Annotated in this window: 12 protein-coding genes; 6 read left to right on the top strand and 6 right to left on the bottom strand. The window is 66.8% G+C overall.

Annotated elements, in window-relative coordinates:
- Nucleotides 1–168: 168 nt before the first annotated feature.
- Complete coding sequence (gene opgC / locus D3260_RS06185; protein ID WP_255415810.1) at nt 169–1,287, bottom strand: OpgC domain-containing protein; 1,119 nt, start codon at nt 1,285–1,287, stop codon at nt 169–171.
- Between the two features lie 433 nt (nt 1,288–1,720).
- On the opposite strand from opgC, the gene D3260_RS06180 reads away from it, so the two are divergent.
- Both D3260_RS06180 and D3260_RS06175 read left to right on the top strand, forming a co-directional pair.
- The gene (locus tag D3260_RS06180) at nt 1,721–2,230 is read left to right on the top strand and encodes an AAA family ATPase (protein WP_158583416.1); all 510 of its coding nucleotides are present in this window, start codon (nt 1,721–1,723) and stop codon (nt 2,228–2,230) included.
- A 183-nt stretch (nt 2,231–2,413) separates the two neighbouring features.
- The gene (locus D3260_RS06175; RefSeq protein WP_120097692.1) at nt 2,414–3,010 is read left to right on the top strand and encodes a DedA family protein; all 597 of its coding nucleotides are present in this window, start codon (nt 2,414–2,416) and stop codon (nt 3,008–3,010) included.
- A gap of 160 nt (nt 3,011–3,170) precedes the next feature.
- Here the strand turns inward: D3260_RS06175 and D3260_RS06170 are convergent, their stop codons facing one another.
- From D3260_RS06170 to cra, 4 genes are all read right to left on the bottom strand, one after another.
- Nucleotides 3,171–4,004, bottom strand: coding sequence for an alpha/beta hydrolase (locus D3260_RS06170; protein ID WP_120097691.1), 834 nt, complete (start codon nt 4,002–4,004; stop codon nt 3,171–3,173).
- A complete protein-coding gene (locus D3260_RS06165) occupies nt 4,001–4,873 on the bottom strand; it encodes an SDR family NAD(P)-dependent oxidoreductase (protein WP_199671379.1) in 873 nt (290 codons plus the stop codon). Before D3260_RS06165 ends, D3260_RS06170 begins: the two co-directional genes overlap by 4 nt.
- A 112-nt stretch (nt 4,874–4,985) precedes the next feature.
- Nucleotides 4,986–6,341: a sugar porter family MFS transporter gene (locus D3260_RS06160; RefSeq protein WP_120097732.1), complete on the bottom strand. Its 1,356-nt coding sequence runs from the start codon at nt 6,339–6,341 to the stop codon at nt 4,986–4,988.
- Between the two features lie 224 nt (nt 6,342–6,565).
- The gene (gene cra, locus D3260_RS06155; RefSeq protein ID WP_120097689.1) at nt 6,566–7,576 is read right to left on the bottom strand and encodes a catabolite repressor/activator; all 1,011 of its coding nucleotides are present in this window, start codon (nt 7,574–7,576) and stop codon (nt 6,566–6,568) included.
- A 175-nt stretch (nt 7,577–7,751) separates the two neighbouring features.
- Between cra and ptsP the strand changes: the two genes are divergently transcribed.
- From ptsP to D3260_RS06135, 4 genes are all read left to right on the top strand, one after another.
- Nucleotides 7,752–10,628 carry a phosphoenolpyruvate--protein phosphotransferase gene (gene ptsP, locus D3260_RS06150; protein ID WP_120097688.1) on the top strand — a complete coding sequence of 959 codons (2,877 nt, stop codon included), beginning with the start codon at nt 7,752–7,754 and terminating at the stop codon, nt 10,626–10,628.
- Nucleotides 10,625–11,602 carry a 1-phosphofructokinase family hexose kinase gene (locus tag D3260_RS06145; RefSeq protein ID WP_120097687.1) on the top strand — a complete coding sequence of 326 codons (978 nt, stop codon included), beginning with the start codon at nt 10,625–10,627 and terminating at the stop codon, nt 11,600–11,602. The genes ptsP and D3260_RS06145 overlap by 4 nt, the downstream gene beginning before the upstream one ends.
- A complete protein-coding gene (locus D3260_RS17965; RefSeq protein WP_120097686.1) occupies nt 11,599–13,353 on the top strand; it encodes a fructose-specific PTS transporter subunit EIIC in 1,755 nt (584 codons plus the stop codon). The genes D3260_RS06145 and D3260_RS17965 overlap by 4 nt, the downstream gene beginning before the upstream one ends.
- 119 nt (nt 13,354–13,472) lie before the next feature.
- Nucleotides 13,473–14,510 (top strand): LacI family DNA-binding transcriptional regulator, encoded by a 1,038-nt coding sequence (locus tag D3260_RS06135; RefSeq protein ID WP_120097685.1) that lies wholly within the window; start codon nt 13,473–13,475, stop codon nt 14,508–14,510.
- Nucleotides 14,511–14,528: 18 nt separating this feature from the next.
- On the opposite strand, the gene D3260_RS06130 is transcribed toward D3260_RS06135, so the two are convergent.
- Nucleotides 14,529–15,611 (bottom strand): alcohol dehydrogenase catalytic domain-containing protein, encoded by a 1,083-nt coding sequence (locus D3260_RS06130; RefSeq protein ID WP_120097684.1) that lies wholly within the window; start codon nt 15,609–15,611, stop codon nt 14,529–14,531.
- Nucleotides 15,612–15,626 lie beyond the last annotated feature (15 nt).

Here is a 15,626-nt window from a genome sequence, read left to right as displayed (position 1 = left end):
ATGCCGCCGGTATCGCCGCGGCCTGCGTGGGCGACGCCGCCGAATGTCGATGGCTGGCCGAGGCTGTCGAACAGGCCCCGGTACTGAGACCGTGCTGATTCCGCGCCTGGAGCCGGTCGGCAGGCCGCCGCGGCACCGTGGCCGGAGCGGACAGCCGGCCCGGCCGCATCAAAGTCGCCGGTGGTGGAGAAAGGCCGGAACGGTCAACGACATCACGCACAGCAGGGAATAGACGATATACAGCCCCGGGCCGCCCAGGGCCGTGATCCTAAACCCGATGCCCATATCCAGATAGACGAGCACGATCTGGAAGGCAAAGACCTGAATGGAAGCACGGCCCAGATAGGCGAGCCAGCCGATCCGGGCGTCTCGGCGAACGTAGCTGAGCATCCCGCCGGTGAGCAGCAGCAGACCGAGTGTGTCGAGCATGCGAAGCCAGCCCATGTGGGTGCTGTCGACGGCTGGGGCGGCGGCGGACACGCCGAGTGTGACGATCCCGTGCCGGGCCAGAAAGATCGCCCCGAGGAACAGGATCAGCGCCAGCCATAGTGCCGGTGACAGGCGCGCGATCAAGCGTTTGACGGGCTCTCGGTAGTAGCCTAGCGCGAGTCCGGCCACCCAGAGCAGCTGCCAGCAGAGCAGGTTGAAATGACCGGGGCGGAAATCGCCGTCGAGTTGGGCCGTGAGCGATGCCGTGGGATTCACGAGGCTGCCCAGCGCCCAAATGCCGACGCTGACCAGCAGCACGATGTGGCCCCGGCCGCGCGCGAATCCGAGGGCGGCCAGCGGTGTGGTCAGGACGAAGATCACGTACATCGGCAGGATGTCGAAATAGGACGGCTGGTTGATCAGTGCGATCGATAACAGGGGCCATGTCACCGGATGATCGCTGGCGCCGCCGAGGTGCCAGTAGGCAGCGAGCCGGGGCATCAGCCATGTCAGGCCGACGAGCAGCGCCAGCAGGGCAACGTGGTAGCGATAGATCAGGCCGGCGCGCCGCAGGGACTTCGTCAGCAGGACCGGCATCGAGGGGGCACGTAGCGCATAGGCCAGTGCGAACATATAACCGGACAGAAAGACGAAGCCCTCGGCCGCCGTCACATAGCCAAGCGGCGAGTAGGTGATGGCGTAGAGCGGCCCGCCGAGATGATCGAGCGTCATGATCACCAGCAGCAGTCCGCGCAGACTGTCTACTCGTGCATCGCGCCCGCTGCGCGCGGCTGCTGTCGTCGGCGATGCGGCCGCCGATATATCGCGCCCGGCAGAGCGGGCCCGTGCCCATGTCATCCATCGTACCGGCCGGCCCAGCGCGTGCTTCAACATCGTTTCCCCCTGCGGATGTCGAAAAGCTGGCTTGGCAAGATTCGCTCCAGGCTCGCAAATATTTGAAACGCAAGGGCTGATCGCCTGGTGTAGCGGGCGCGTGCAAGACAGCTGTCAATTTTTCCGACAGGTTCGATCCAGTCAGGCCGGTCATCGGGGCCCATGTCGTGGACTTGCGTGCTCGGCGACGCGACGATTGTCTGTCGAACGGTTTGACAGCGGGCGGGCGCGCCGGTGTGGCCTGCCCGGTGTGCCGGTCCTATCGGCCCGGGCCGCCCGAGCCGTGTTCTCGTCGGGGGCGCCGGATCGCACGGGCCGGGCGTGTTGCTGTCCGCGTTGTCCATGACGCGTTGCCCGGCGGTGGATGCCGGGCGCAGCGCGCGATAGATTGGCCGCCATGGCGGTTCTGATCACAGGTGCGGCCGGTTCCGGTACGAGTACGCTCGCACGGGCGCTGGCGGACAGACGCGGCACGGTTCGGGTCGAGGCCGACGATATCTACTGGTATGCGACGGTGCCGCCATTCACGACAAAACGCCCGGCCGCCGAGCGACAACTCCTGATGGCAGCCCGTCTGCGGGCTGACCCGAACGCCGTGGTCGCCGGCTCGGTCATGGGTTGGGGCGATGAGATCGAGAACGCCTTCGCTGCGATCGTTTTTGTCTACGTGGACCGTCGGACCCGGCTGGCGCGGCTCCGGCAACGTGAACAGGCACGCTACGGCCGGGTGAATCGGGCCTTCCTGGCCTGGGCGGCCCGATATGACGCCGGTACGGCGCCCGGGCGCAGCCTGTCGCGTCATCGCGCATGGCTGGCTGCGCGCACTTGTCCCGTCGTTGAATTGTCAGGCGCGATGCGCGTGGCCGAGCAGTGTGAGACCCTGGCGAGATACGCGGCGTTGCGGTGACGCGTTTGCAGGCACGGCACAGGCTGATGAGCGAGGCCGGCCGACGCCGTCGTGACGCAAGCCGCGGGTAACGCGTCAGCGCCCTGTCGCGCGCCCGTGCGTCGACGACCGAGCGGTCGGGCGAGGCTCGCGTCGCTGTGTATAACGCGAGACAATGACGGATTGTTTACAGCCGGCGTGGATATGCTCGAATCCGTGCTCTATCTGTCTGATCTCGCCGGCTATGGATATCTGTTGTTGACCATGGCCGCGGTCAATCTGCTGCCGCCCTTGCCGGCCGAGATGACGATCCCCTTCGCCGCGGCCCTGTTTGATCACCATCATCTGCGCGTGGCGCTGGCGATCACCGCGGCCACGCTCGGGCTCGTCTGCGGAACGCTGCCGTTGTATTACCTCGGCCGACTCATGGGCGAGGCGCGCTTCAAGGCGTTTCTGCGCGGCCGGGGGCGTTGGCTGCTGATCACGCCCCAGGATATCGACCGTTCCGGTCGCTGGTTTCGACGTTACGGGGTCTGGCTGGTGATGATCGGCCGGCTGATCCCGGGGATGCGCTCGATGATTTCCGTGCCGGCGGGCTTCCATCGCATGCGGCTCGGGCGTTTTCTGGTCTTCACCACGCTCGGCTCGTTGCTGTGGGCCAGCGCTCTCGTCCTGCTCGGACGCTGGGTCGCCGATGCCTTGCTGGGTATGACGGCGCTGCGTATCGGATTGGGTCTGCTCGCTGTGGCGATCGGGCTCTATATCGTGCGTTTCCTGCGCCTGTTGCGCGGTACCGACTGACGATATCCGGCGTCGGTATCAGTCCCGGCCCGCGGTCTTGCCGGTTCACGGTGCGATCGCCGAGCGGGGGCGGATGCGGCAAGCTGCCCGCCGGCGGCCGGTCCGCGCCGCATCGTTGAGGTGATCACGCGGGCGGGGACGGACCGGACCGTGCCTGTCTTCAAGCCGTCATCGACAGGTGTTTCGGCGCGGTCCAGCGGGTCAGGGCCGTGTTCGGCGCGCGCAAGGCTTCGATGATCGAGAAATGATGTTCGCCGGCGATCTCGTGGGCTGCCGTGGTCTGGCCGAGGCCGGTCCAGATATTGGCCAGCAGGTGGCTCTGCCGCCTGAGTTCCGGTAGTTCGTCGGCGCCGACGACACACAGCAGATCGCCGGCGAAAGCGGGGCGTGCCAGCGCCGGCGAGAGAGCGGCCGCCCGGCCTTCGTCGAGCGCCAGCGTGCCGCCGATATCGGTGGTACGGGCCAGGGCGCGCAGGTCGTGCAGGCCGCTGATCGAGATCACGCGTTGTATGCGTGCACGCACGGGATCGGGCAGGCCGGCGTGTTCGGTCACGGCATGCGTGACGAGATGGCCGCCGGCGGAGTGGCCGGCCAGCGTCAGGTCGCCGTCGACGCGATCGGCGATATCGCCGATCGCCGCGAGCACCGAGTCACAGAGGGATTCGAGCGAGACGTCCGGACACAACGGATACTCGATGAACGCCACGCGCCAGCCGCGGGCCAGCGGGCCTGCGGCCAGTTGATGATTGGCTTCGACCGCCATCGATCGCCAATAGCCGCCGTGCACGAATACGAGCGTGCCCTGGGGCTGGGTATCGGCCGGCTCGACGTAATCGACGAACTCACGAGCCTGGAGTCCGTAGGCCCGCCGATGTATGCGCGATTCGTGGGCCCGACGAAACGCTTCACCGTCGGCCTGCCAGGCCGCGATCCAGTCGTCGGCATCGGCGACGGCGCCGCGGTTATCGTAGGCGCGGTCCCAGTCGTTGCTCATGAGGTGCTCCCGTCGACGTAATCGGCGAACGTCTGGCGATAATCGGAGTGCCAGCGCGACAGCGCCGGCCGGTTTTCGGTGATGTCGCCAGCGGCCCAGGCGATGCGCCGACGGTCGGTGGCGGCATCGACCGCGTTGTCCGGGCAGATGATGTAGAAATCACCGGCCGCGAGTGCGGTGTCCATGTAGTCGATGACCTGAGCCGGTGTCCAGGCTTCCGCCGGTTGGGTGGGGTGGCGTGATTTCGACATGCCGGTATAAGTAAAGCCCGGAACCAGCAGATGGGTCGTGACCCGATCATCGCCCGTCATTTCGCGCAGTTCGTGGGCCATGGCCTCGGTATAGGCTTTCACGCCTGCCTTGGTGACGTTGTAAGCGGCGTCGCCCGGCGGGTTGGTGAGGCCCTGCTTGGAGCCAGTGTTGATGATCGCGGCCGGGCCGTTCTGCGCGACCAGCCGCGGGCCGAAGGCCTGGCAGCCGTGCAGGACGCCCCATAGATTGACCTGCATCAGTGTCTGCCAGCGATCGTGTTTCTCGAAGACCCCGCCACCGCCGTTCACGCCGGCGTTGTTCATCACCACGCCGACATGGTCGTATGCAGCGAACACCGCATCGGCCAGGGCTTGCACGGCCGCGAAATCAGCCACGTCGGCGGCCCGCGCCTCGACGACGCTGTGCGCATGGCCGGCCTTGCGGGCGGCATCCAGCACGTCGCTTGCCGCATCGTCGAGCGGATGGCCCGGACGATCGACGAGCACAACGTGCATGCCGTGGGCGGCGAAATGAACCGCCGCGGCATGCCCGATGCCGCTGGCGGCCCCGGTGACCACGGCCGCGTTGCTGGCGGCGATCGCAGGATGCTGTGACACAGGATTCTCCAACGAGATCGACCGGCTCGGCAGGGCCGAACCGGTCGATGAAATGCATCCTGCAATGATAACAGCCGGGCCGGCGCCGATCGGTGCCGGCCCGGCGGCCCGGTCAGGTGCCGATATTGCGCAGGCGCTTGCCCGACAGCAGGTTCTTCTCGATCTTCTCCAGCGAGATGCCCTTGGTCTCGGGGACAAAGGCCAGCGTGAAGAGGATGAAGACCGCATTGACGACGGCCAGCAGACCGAAGGTCCAGGCGCCGCCGATGCCGGCGAACATGATCGGAAAGAAATAACCGATGCCGAAGTTGCCGATCCAGTTGGCGCCGGTGGACGCCCCGATGCCGAAGTCACGGCCCTGCAGCGGCTGGATCTCCGCGCACAGCGTCCAGATCATCGGGCCGGCCGACATGGCGAAACCGGCTACGAACAGCAGCACGGCGGCCAGGCCGGTGTATTGCAGCGCGGTGTTCGTCGCGCCGATGTACAGCACGAAGGACAGCACGGCCATGGTGACCGCCATGATGCCGAAACCGGCGAACAGAATCGGCTTACGGCCGGCGCGATCGATCAGCGCGATCGCGATGAAGGTCGCCAGGACGTTGGTCAGGCCGGTGACCACGGTCGCCCACAGGCTCGCCGACGTGCCTTCGAAACCGGAGGCCTGGAAGATCTGCGGCGCGTAATACATGATCACGTTCATGCCGGTGAACTGTTGCACGATCTGCAGGGCGATCCCCAGAAACACCGAGCGTCGGAAATTCGAGTTGCGCCAGAACATGGCCCAGCCCTTGGATTCCGATTCCTGAGAGATCGCCTCCTGGATCTCGCTCATCTCGTATTCGACTTCTTCGCTCGTGCCGCGCAGCTTGGACAACACGTTGCGTGCTTCGTCGAAGCGATCCTTGGCCGCCAGCCAGCGCGGGCTGTTGGGCACGGACAGGGCCCCGAAGAACAAGAGAATGGCCGGAATCGTGAGTACGCCGAACATCCAGCGCCAGCTCTCGATATAGGAGAAGGCAGCGTTGGAGACGAAGGCGGCGAGAATACCGACCGTCACCATGAGCTGGTAGAAGGAGATCGTCGTGCCGCGAATGCGCTCCGGCGTCACTTCGGACAGATACAGCGGCGCGGTGAACGAGGCCACGCCAACCGCCAGACCAAGCAGGATGCGCCCGATCCACAGCAGCGTCGGGCCGGTGGCGGCCACGCACACGAGTGCCCCGACGATAAACAGCAGCGAGGAGGCCAGCAGCGCGCGCTTGCGGCCCATGTTCTTCGAGATGGAACCGGCCGACAGGGCGCCGACGGCGGCGCCGACCATCATCGAGGAGACGATCCAGCCCTCCATGGACGGTGACAGATCGAACTCTTTATTGATGAAAGGCAGGGCGCCGGAAATGACGCCGATGTCCATGCCGAACAGCAGGCCGGCGAGCGCGGCCAGGCCGCAGGACAGCCAGACCATGGGCACGATATCGGCGTGCGCGACGGCCGAGGGGGCTCGGCCTGTCGAGGCGGAGCCGGGATTGGCGGAGCCAGCCATGTTGATCTCCTTTGTTTGATGGGGCGGGGCGCCCGTTTGATGCAGGGCGCCGACATGCGGCGGCGTACGGTGGCGCATAAAATAGCGTGCGCTGGGACCGATTCCCACGAATAAATGGTGTGCCTACCACTAATGTCGTATGCGGTTCACGGGCGGTTGTCCCGCCGACGAAGCACACGCGGGATGCGATCGTGACCCGGCAGGTACTCATCGGCAAGCGCGGCCCAGAGTCGTTTCAAGACCTGGTTCGCCAGAATATCGTGCTGCTGGGCCATCGTATGCACGGTAGTGGGCAGGAAATCCAGCAGGCGATGATCGCCGAACGTGGCCAGTTGCGGCAGTGCCTGCTTGGGCCGCGATGTACCGTGATCCAGCAAGACATCCAGGGCGCCGTCGAGCAGGGGATAGGCGGCCGTGATCACGGCCGCGGGCGGCGCGTGTTCGGCCAGATAGGCCTGCATGAGTCTGGCCCCCGTCGCGCGATCGTAGCGGACGCCGGTGCACGCCGCCGATGAGGACGCGCCGCGCGCGGCAAGCGCCCGTTCGTACCCGGCGCGGCGCCGCTGAGTGATCGACAGCCAGGGGACGGCATCCAGCCACAGGGCCGTGCCGTTGATCCGGGATCGTACGGCGCTCGCGAGTTCGTAGGCAGCACTCTCGTTGGCCGAGGCCACGCTGCAGAGCCGCGTGGGATCCAGCGGTCGATCGAAGCCGATCACCGGCAGGCCGTCGGCGACGATCTCGGCATAGAAGGGATCGTCCGGACTCAGGCAGGACGCCACGATCAGCGCATCGCAGCGTCGGGCCCGCAGGGCCGCCACGAGCGTGCGCTCGGTGTCCGGGTCGTCATCGGAGTCGACGACGAACAGCTGATAGCCGGCCCGTCGGGCGCCGCGCTCGATGTGCTTGGCCAGACGCGCATAGCTCAGGTTTTCGAGATCGGGCAGGATCAGGCCGAGCGTGCGGGTTTCGCCCCGTCGCAGGGCGGCGGCCCGGGCATCGACCCGAAAATCGTGCTCGGCGATGACCGCGTTGACCCGCGCCACGGTCGCCGAACTGATCCGACGGGCCTCGGCCTGGCCGTTGACGACATAGCTGGCGGTCGTGCGCGAAACACCGGCCAGCCGGGCGATGTCGGCGAGTGTGCGTGCTGTCATGATCGCGTCTGCCGGTCAGACTTTTGTCTTAAGGGGCGCCATTTCACTTGCTTCCATCACGGCCTGGTTTCAGCATGCACTCTAGAACGGCTGACACGATTCAGCCATGCGCCCTTCGGCGAATAGTCAGCAGGCTCGTTCAACGCCTACGGTCGCGCCCGTACCGGGAGAACCCATGCTCGAACTCACCCCTGATGCCGTGCTGCTCGACCAGACCGCCGACGATTGGCGCGATGCGCTGGGCGCGGCCGGTAAAGCGCTCGTCGAGGCCGGCCTGGTCGACTCGGCCTATGCCGATGCCCTGTTCGATCGCGAGGCCCAATCCTCGACCTATCTGGGCAATGGCATTGCCATCCCGCACGGGACCAAGGATGCCAGCGCCCACGTCGATCATACCGGGCTCCGGGTGTTGCAGTTCCCCGACGGGGTGACCTGGCACGACGGCAACACGGTTTCGGTGATCGTCACGATTGCCGCGGCCGGTGATCAGCATCTGGATATCCTGCGACAGCTTACGCATGTGCTGGATACGCCGGGCGTGGCCGATCGGCTGGCCGCGGCCAGCGATGCCGAAACCGTGATCAAGCTGCTCTCGCGCGAGCCCGTCAGTGCCCGGCTCGATCGCGCCACGATTGCGGCCCGGGTGCCGGCCGCAAGCTGCGAGGGGCTGACCGCGATCGCGGCTGCCCGCCTGCACGAGGCCGGCGTCGCCGGTTCGGGCTTCGTGCGACATGCCCTGGCCAGTCAGCCGATTCCACTCGGGGAAGGGTTGTATCTGGTCGAGTCCAGCCACGATGTCAGCCAGCCGGCGCTGGCCGTGGCCACGCCTGCCGAGCCGCGCTCGGTTCATGGCGTATTCGTGCTGGCCCGCATGTCGCGGCCCGAGGCCGCTGCCGAGCACGTCACGCAAGAACTGCTCGGCCGGCTGCTAGGCGTTCTGGAGGCTGGAGAGGGCGCCCGGTTGCCGGAGCTCGATGCGGCTCAATTGCTGGGGCGGCTGGCCGGCGAGTCGGCCGGGGCCGAGGTGTTGCGGGTGCGGGTGCGTAACGCCCACGGCCTGCACGCTCGCCCGGCCAAGCAGCTGGTCCAGATCGCCCGCGAACAACGCCTGCCAATCCGTGTTCGGCTGGAGGCCGGCGGGGCGGACTCGGTATCGGCCGCCAGCCTGACCAAGGTGATCGGCCTGGGCGCACGACGCGGCCAGATGCTGGTCTTCTCGGCCGAGGGCGAGGGGGCGGCCACGGCGCTCGGGGCCATCGCCGATGCCGTGCGTGCCGGCCTCGGCGAGGATGTGTTGCCGTTGGAGGACACCAGCGAAGCGCGGCCCTCGCGTAACAAGACCACGCCTGTCGCCCTCGCGCCGGCTCCCGACGACGATACGCCGCTGACGGCGGTCGCGGCCTCGCCGGGCATGGCGATCGCGCCGGTGTTCGTGATGCGTCTGCCGGCGTTCGATTATGCCGAAACCAGCGACGATTCGATCACCGAGCGCAAGCGTCTGGACGATGCGATCCGGGCGTCCTATCGCCAGCTGACCGATCTCATCCAGGCCGCCGACGGCGGCGACATGGCCGAGATCCTGTCCATGCACGAGGAGATGCTGCGGGATCCCGAGCTGCGCGAGGCCGCCGTCGAGGCGATTAACGAAGGGGCTTCGGCCGAGGCCGGCTGGTGGTCGGCCATCGATGCCTCGGCCCGAGCCCAGGCGGCGCTCGCCGACCGCGTGCTCGCCGAGCGCGCCGCCGATCTGCGGGATGTCGGCCGCCGTGTGCTGGGCGTGTTGTGCGGTGTGTCCATGCCCGAGCCACCCGAGCATCCCTATATTCTCGTGGCCGAGGACATCGGCCCGTCCGATGTCGCCCAGCTGGACACGGAGCGGGTGCGCGGTCTGCTGACGGCCAAAGGCGGGGCGACGTCGCACAGCGCGATTCTGGCGCGCAGTCTCGGCATTCCGGCGGTGGTCGGTGCCGGCGAACAGGTGCTCTCGCTGGCTGACGAGACATCGTTGATCATCGACGGCGAGCGTGGTCGGTTCGTGGCCAACCCCAGCGATGAACGTCGGGCCCGCTCCGAGCGTGCGATCGCCGAGCGGGCCGCGCTCGAGGAGCGGGCCTTCGCGGCGCGCGACGAGCCGGCGATCACGCGGGACGGCGTGCGGATCGAGGTCGCGGCCAACCTGGGCAATACCTCTCACGCCGGGGACGCCGTCGGCCGCGGGGCCGAGGGCGTGGGGCTGCTGCGCACCGAATTCATCTTTATGGCGCATCCGTCCGCGCCCGATCTGGAGACCCAGGTCACCGAATACCGACGGGCCTTCGATGCACTCGGTCCGGATCGGCCGCTGGTGGCCCGGACGCTGGATGTCGGCGGCGACAAGCCGCTGGATTACTGGCCCGTACCGCCCGAGGACAACCCGTTTCTCGGGCTGCGCGGTATTCGCCTGGCGCTGATGCGGCCGAACATCCTTGAAACCCAGATCCGGGCCCTGGTCACCGCCAGCGAAGGCCGTCCCCTGCGGATCATGTTTCCCATGGTCAAGGACGTCGCCGAGTTTCAGGCCGCCCGAGCCATCTACGATCGCGTGCTGGCCGAGTTCGATCGCGATCTCGATGTCCAGCTCGGCGTGATGATCGAGATCCCGTCCTGTGCACTGCTCGCCGAGACGCTGGCGCCGGACGTCGATTTCTTCTCGATCGGCACCAACGACCTGACGCAGTACACGCTGGCCATCGACCGCGGCCACCCGCGGCTGTCCGCCGAGGCCGACGGATTGCATCCGGCCGTGCTGCGCCTGATCCGCATGACGGTCCAGGCCGCGGCCGGCCACGACTGCTGGGTCGGCGTGTGTGGCGAGCTGGCCAGCGATGCCCAGGCGATCCGGGTACTGGTCGGCCTCGGTGTCGATGAAGTTTCGGTCAACGCGCGTCAGGTGCCGTTGGTCAAGGCGCGTATCCGCGATCTGGACCAGCGCGAGGCTGCGACCCAGGCCGATGCATGGTTGCGACTGCCGACCGCGACCGCCGTTCGCGAAGCGCTGGAGCATCCGGTATGAGTCGCGTGGTCACGATCACGCTCAATCCGGCGATCGATCTGTCGATCGGCGTGGATGTGCTCTCGCCCGGCACCGTGCATCGGGCCGAACGGACGACGACTCGCTGTGGCGGCAAGGGCCACAACGTGGCCGAAGTGCTGGCCGCGCACGGCCATGCGGTCACCGCGGCCGGTTTTCTCGGCGCGGCCAACGCGGACCGGTTCGTCGCCGCGTTTGCAGCGTGTGGCATCGTCGATGGTTGTACGCGCATCGCCGGTGAAACCCGGACCAATGTGAAGATCGGCGAGGCGGATGGTCGTGTCACCGATCTCAATACCGCCGGGGCCGGCATCGACGATGAGGCCTGGGCCCGGCTGCTGGCCGACGTGGATGATCTGCTCTCGGCCGCGCCGGCGGCGGTGGTTGTTTCCGGTAGCCTGGCCCCCGGTGTATCGCCGCATGCATTCGCCGGGCTCGTCTTGCGAATCACGGCGCGCGGCACGCCGGTCTGGCTGGATACCAGCGGGGCGGCGCTGGCCGCGGGTATCGCGGCCGGCCCGACGCTCGTCAAACCCAACGAAGCAGAGCTCGCCGAGTGGGACGGGCACACGCCGGCCTCGCGCGACGAGCTTCTGGCCGCCGCCCGGCGCATGCAGGCCGGCGGGGCGGCGGATGTCGTGATCTCCCGAGGCGATGACGCGTTGCTCTGGGTCACGCCGGCAGCGGTCTGGCAGGCCGAGCCGCCGCGCGTGCGTGTAATCGACACTGTCTGTGCCGGCGATACGTTGCTGGCCGGCCTGCTGCACGGCCGCCTGTCGGGCTGGGCCGATGCGCGCACGCTGGCCTTCGCCGCCGCACTGGCCGCCGACGCGGTTACGCGAGTGGGTGTGGGACGCAGCGATCACGCTGGTTTCACGGCGCTTCACACGGCCACGCGTATTCACAACCTGAGTGATTCCACCGCTGTCGACGCGGTTCGAGGGGGGAGAGCATGAAACTGACGATCGTCACCGCCTGTCCCGGCGGGCATACCACCTCCTGGCTCGCCGGCCAGCGTCTGGCGCGGGCCGCCGAACGACGTGGCTGGTCCAGCGTGTTCCACGACGAGGATACGGGCACGTCCGATTGCGTGATCGTGGCCGCGAGCGCGCCGGTGGATCTGGCGCGCTACGATGGGCGAGCGCTTTATCACGCCGATATCGCGGACGCACTGGCAGAACCGGAGGCCGTGCTCGATGCGGCCGCCGAGGGCAGCGTGGTCTACGACCATACGAATGCGCCGTCGGTTCTCAGCCGGCCGGCAGGCCAGGCCTCGTCCGATACCGCCGGCGACGGCCAGCGCATCGTCGCGGTCACGGCCTGCCCGACCGGTGTGGCGCACACGTTCATGGCGGCCGAGGCGCTGACCGAAGCCGGTCGGGCGCTGGGCCACGAGATCCGCGTGGAGACCCAGGGCTCGGTCGGCGCACAGGATGCCTTGACCGAAGACGAGATCGCGGCAGCCGACGTCGTGCTGCTGGCCTGTGACATCGAGGTCGACGACACGCGTTTCGCCGGTAAACGCATCTACCGGACCTCCACCGGCAATGCCTTGAAAAAAGCACGGGCGACCGTCGAGGCCGCGCTTTCCGAGGCGGTCGTTGAAGGCGAAGGCACCGCGTCGGCGCCGGGTCGCGCCAACAAGTCGATCAAGGAACGCGGCGTCTACAAGCATCTGTTGACCGGCGTGTCCTACATGCTGCCCATCGTCGTGGCCGGCGGTCTGTGCATCGCTTTGTCGTTCATGTTCGGTATCAATGCCGCCGACGAGAAAGGCAGTCTCGCCGCCGCGCTCTCGCAGATCGGCGGCGGGGCGGCTTTCAAGCTGATGGTGCCGGTGCTGGCCGGCTACATCGCCTATTCCATTGCCGATCGCCCGGGCCTGACACCGGGGCTGATCGGGGGGTTGCTGGCCACCGACCTCGGGGCCGGTTTCATCGGTGGCATTATCGCCGGCTTCCTCGGCGGTTATGCGGCACTGGCGGTCAAGCGGGCGATTCCGCTGCCGGCGAGCATGGAATCGCTCAAGCCGATCCTGATCATCCCGTTGTTGTCCTCGCTGGCGACCGGGTTGATCATGATCTATGTCGTCGGCACGCCGGTGGCCGCGATCCTGGCGGAACTCAAGGCGTTTCTGAACTCGATGGGCTCGACCGATGCCGTGCTGCTGGGCGCGCTGCTCGGCGGCATGATGTGCATCGACATGGGCGGGCCGATCAACAAGGCGGCCTACACCTTCGGGGTCGGGCTGTTGTCGAGCCAGACCTATCTGCCGATGGGCGCGATCATGGCCGGTGGCATGGTGCCGCCGATCGCCATGGGCATTGCCTGCCTCGTCGCCCGATCGAAGTTCGCCGAGGCCGAGCGCGAAGGCGGCAAGGCCGCGCTCGTGCTGGGGCTGTGTTTCATCACCGAAGGCGCGATTCCGTTTGCCGCCAAGGACCCGCTGCGCGTGATTCCCTGTTGCGTGGTCGGCGGCGCGGTCGCCGGGGCGCTGTCGATGTTCTTCGGCTGCCAGCTGATGGCACCGCACGGCGGCCTGTTCGTCCTGCTGATTCCGAAGGCGGTGGGGCATGCGTTGCTGTATCTGGCGGCCATTGCTGCCGGATCGGTCATCACCGGCCTGGCCTATGCGGCCATCAAGCGACGCCCGGTGGATCAGGAAGCCGGTGCGCTCGATAAACAGACCGGGCCGCTGGGCGCCTGAGGGCGACGACAGCCAGCGGCGCCAAAACCCGCGTCGACCCGTTGCGGGCTGACGACGCGGGTGCGGTTTGCGATAGGCTGAGGCGCTGGTCCTGTCTTCGATTCGGATAACGCTGCCAGATGCCCAAGAGGCGCCGTGTCACCATCGCCGACGTTGCCGCCCGTGTCGGTCTGACGAGCATCACGGTGTCGCGGGCACTGAATCGGCCGGAGCTGGTCAAGCCCGAGACCCGGTCCCGGATCGAGGCCGCGGCCAGCGAGCTGGGTTATGTGCCCAATGCCTTTGCGCGGGGCCTGAAGCACAGCGAGAGTCGACTGATCGGTTTCGTCACCGCGAGCGTGGACAACCCGTTCTACGCCGAGATGATCAAGGCCGTGTCGCGTCATGCGAAACGACACAACTACGCGATTCTGCTGTTCGATACAGATGGAGAGCCCTGGCTAGAGGCCAAGGCGATCGAAACGCTGCTCAGTTACCAGGCGGCTGGCATCATCCTCTCGCCCGTATCCGACGAGCCGCATTACCGACCAGCCTACGTCGAGCGTCTGCGTAACAGCGATGTGGCTGTCGTACAGCTCGATCGCACTCTGGCCGACGCCGGTTTCAGTGCCGTGGTGCTCGACAACGCCTGGGCAGGCGAATGTGCGGCTCGTCATTTGCTCCAGCGTGTATTCGCCGAAACCGACGCGGTCTTTGAGCGCCGGGCGACGGATCTGTTGGTGGTGGCAGGCCCCGAGCGTTCCCGAATCACTCAGGAGCGCCTGGCCGGTGTGCGCAAGGCGCTCGCGCGCCGTACGAGTACGACAGCGCTCTCGCTCGACATCGTCTGGGGGGATTACACCCTGGCACCGGCGCGTGAGCGGGTGAGCGAGCATATCGAAAGTCGGGGCATGCCCGGTGCGATTTTCGGACTGAATCAGCTCATCACGCTCGGCGCATTACAGGCCATGAAGGCCCACGGCATCGCGCCCGACACACTGAGCGTGGTCAGCGTCGATCGGCTGCCCTACCTCGATATCTTCGATATCCACGTACCCTGTGTGGTGCACGATGGCTTTCATGCCGGCCAGCGGGCGCTCGAGATGTTGCTCGAGCGGATCGCCGAGCCGGAACTCGCGCCGCAGACCGAGACGGTCCGCGGCGTGCTGATCGAATAGCCACGGTGGCCCGCGCGATCAGGGAATTAGCAGCACCTTGATCGATTCGGCCGCGGTGGCCATGCGGAAACCCTGTTCGTAATCGGCCATGGGAATCTCGTGCGTGACGATGCCGTCAGTGCTTACGAGCCCGCGTTGCATCAGGTCGATGGCGACTGGAAAGGTCCGCGGCGACAGATGGGCGCCGCGTATGTCCAGTTCCTTGCGATCGCCGATGATTGACCAGTCCACGGATGTTTCCTTGCCGAATACGCTGAACTCCACGAAGCGCCCGAGCTTGCGAATGATGTCCAGCCCCTGGCGGACGCCGGTCGGTGAACCGGTGGCCTCGATATAGACATCGCAGCCGTAACCGCCGGTCAGCTCGCGGACACGCGCGCCGACATCGTCTCGGGATGGATTGAGGGTGACATCAGCGCCGAAGCGTTCGGCCAGTTCGAGCCGTTCATCGATCATGTCGATCACGATGAGCTTTTTCGGTGTCTTGAGATGGGCGACCTGGACCATCGCCAGGCCAATTGGCCCGGCGCCGGCGATCACCACCGTATCGTCGAGCTGGATATCGCCGCGATTGACGGCATGAATCCCGCAGGCCAACGGCTCGATGAAAGCCGCCTCGGCCCGACTCAGGGCTTCCGGAATCTGATGCAGGCGGCCCTTGGCCGGTATGCGCATGTATTCGGCCATGCCGCCATCAGCGGCCTCGCGCTGGAAGCCGAAGATGTTATGGACTTCGCACATCCAGTAATGACCGGAATCGCAGTACAGGCACTCGCCGCATGGCACGATCTGTTCGGCGATGGCCCGGTCGCCGATCGTAAGCCCGGTGCGCTCGGCAGCACCCGTACCCAGCTCGACGACTTCGCCAAAGAATTCGTGGCCGGCCACCACTGGTGCCTTCACCCACGACGGTTGGGACGCGCTGCCCCAGAACATGGCCGCACCGCCGCGACACTTCACGTCGCTGGCACAGATACCACAGGCACCGATCTTGAGAATGACCTCGCCGGGGCCGGCCGTCGGTCGGGCGATGCGCTCGTGGCGATAATCCTCGGGCCCATGACAGACAATGGCCTGCATTGTTTCGGCGGTCTGGCTCATGACGGAATTTCCTTG

Source organism: Salinisphaera sp. Q1T1-3, assembly GCF_003602005.1.
GTDB lineage: Bacteria > Pseudomonadota > Gammaproteobacteria > Nevskiales > Salinisphaeraceae > Salinisphaera.
This window is presented reverse-complemented; position numbering and strand designations above follow the sequence as displayed.